Here is a 1,902-nt window from a genome sequence, read left to right as displayed (position 1 = left end):
TTCAGTGTTTTTGGTGTGTATGACTTTTGGGATTGCTATTAAAAGCTGTGTGTTTGTTGAGATGACGGTTGTTGATTAACTATTGGTTTTGCAGCTATACAGCATGTATTGTTTGAGATGATGATCTGCTTCGCTTTGACCGGCGAAATCGATTTTTACCAATCCTGATCTTAACTGTTGCTAAGCATTAGGAGTTTCTAGGGGAAGAATTTCCAATGAATCTTTAAATCGGTTCATCTTTATCGTGTGTCAGTAAATGATACCTATGCCCTTCTATTGAGTGTTTATTGGTGGGATGGAAAACCCAAAATAAGCACAGCACATCAATACAAAAGACAGGATGGTGAGGACAGTTCCAAACCAATCGTTTGCCGTCATCTTTTCCAAATTCATCGTAAAAAAGGTTTTCACTGTTGAAGTGAGCCGGGAGATACATTCTATGTAGCTCCTAATAAGCATTGTTCAACGATAACCTTGCGTTACTGAAACCTATCGGGCTTATGACTTATCAAACTTTTGAGCTCAGGGAATTATTTTCTCAGCACGCAGACGATCAAACAGATCGAAAAATGCAGCTCTTGTTTCGCGGAAATGATCAAAACCAAAATCGCGTGACTTAGTCGTATCGTTGACGCATTCTTGATCCCGACCCAGGTCTGCATCGGTATGCCACCAGGAAGCCAATTTGCTAATGTCGGGCTCAATCAAATCATGCTTTTTAGCAATTTCACGCCAGGTTGTATCGGCACCAATCATCTGTGTTTCCAGTAGCTGAGGAGTCTCAGGGCAGTCCGCGACTTCAAGACCGAAATACTCACCGATTTCTCGCCACATGCGTCTCCAGCGAAAAACATCACCGTTGACCGTATTGAATGCTTGATTTGCTGCACCTGGAGTTATTGCGGCCCACTCCATCTGGCGTGCCAGAACCAGTGCATCGGTCATATCTGTCAAAGCATTCCACTGAATTTGTGAACCGGGAAATACGAATGGTTTATCTGTTGCTCTGCAAATTGAGGCGTAAACGGCAAGCGTTGTGCCCATATTCATAGCATTGCCTCTAGCGTAGCCAATCACGGTGTGTGGACGATGCACATTCCAGGAAAAGCCTTGACGCTCGGCGGTTTCGAACAAAACATCTTCCAGCGCATAGTAAAAGTTGTCGCCGGGAACACGTGGTTCGGATTCGCGAAACGGCGTCTCAGTGCGACCGCTACCGTATGCTTCGAATGAACCGAGATATTGTTTAGTACCCGTTACCAGTGATGCGTGTTGTAGGTCGGCTTCTTCAAGCGCTGAGAACAGGTTACGCATCATGGCACTATTGGCCTCAATGTTCGCTTTCTCATTATCACGACGGATCCATGTGCAATAGAAAACATGGGTAATCGGCAGTCCTGCCAAGACTTCTTTTGTGGCCGACTCGTCAAGTAGATCCGCGGTGACTGGAATCACTCCACTCTGTTCCGTCGCACGGCGGGAAAGCCCGAATACCGTCCATCCGCTGGCAACCAAATAGGAAGCCAAATTACCACCAGTTATACCGGTGGCGCCGACGACGAGTGCAGTACCTTTACGCATGATATTTTCCTTTTAAAAAAGGTGTCTGTTCCATATAAGCAGAATCAAGCGCTCATCACGACCATCTCTGATAGTAATAATAGGCCTCTAAAATAAAGGGACTTAATTATTCAAGATTTGAAGATATAGAGAAGAACGTGACATTTTTGCTCGAATTGCATGATATGAGAGCTTCTTAACTTAATACCATACAGCAAATTTAATGGGCAGAAGATTGTTGTAGAACGCGACTCATTGTTTAGAAGCCATAAACTATTTACATACCGCTGTAATTATCAAGAAAACTGTAGCGCTACTAATTAGTGAGTGCCTTTCAGCCAC

The 1,902-nt window shown here is 44.3% G+C and carries 1 protein-coding gene; it reads right to left on the bottom strand.

Translation table 11 applies throughout. The features are described from left to right. Positions 1–522 precede the first annotated feature (522 nt). A complete protein-coding gene (locus A9E74_RS13670) occupies positions 523–1,581 on the bottom strand; it encodes an SDR family oxidoreductase (protein ID WP_069297145.1) in 1,059 nt (352 codons plus the stop codon). Positions 1,582–1,902: the final 321 nt, after the last annotated feature.

Origin of the sequence: Methylophaga muralis, assembly GCF_001720165.1 — a bacterium.
Taxonomy (GTDB): Bacteria; Pseudomonadota; Gammaproteobacteria; order Nitrosococcales; family Methylophagaceae; genus Methylophaga; species Methylophaga muralis.
Note: the sequence above shows the minus strand (reverse complement) of the source record. Positions and strands in the feature narration are given on the sequence as shown.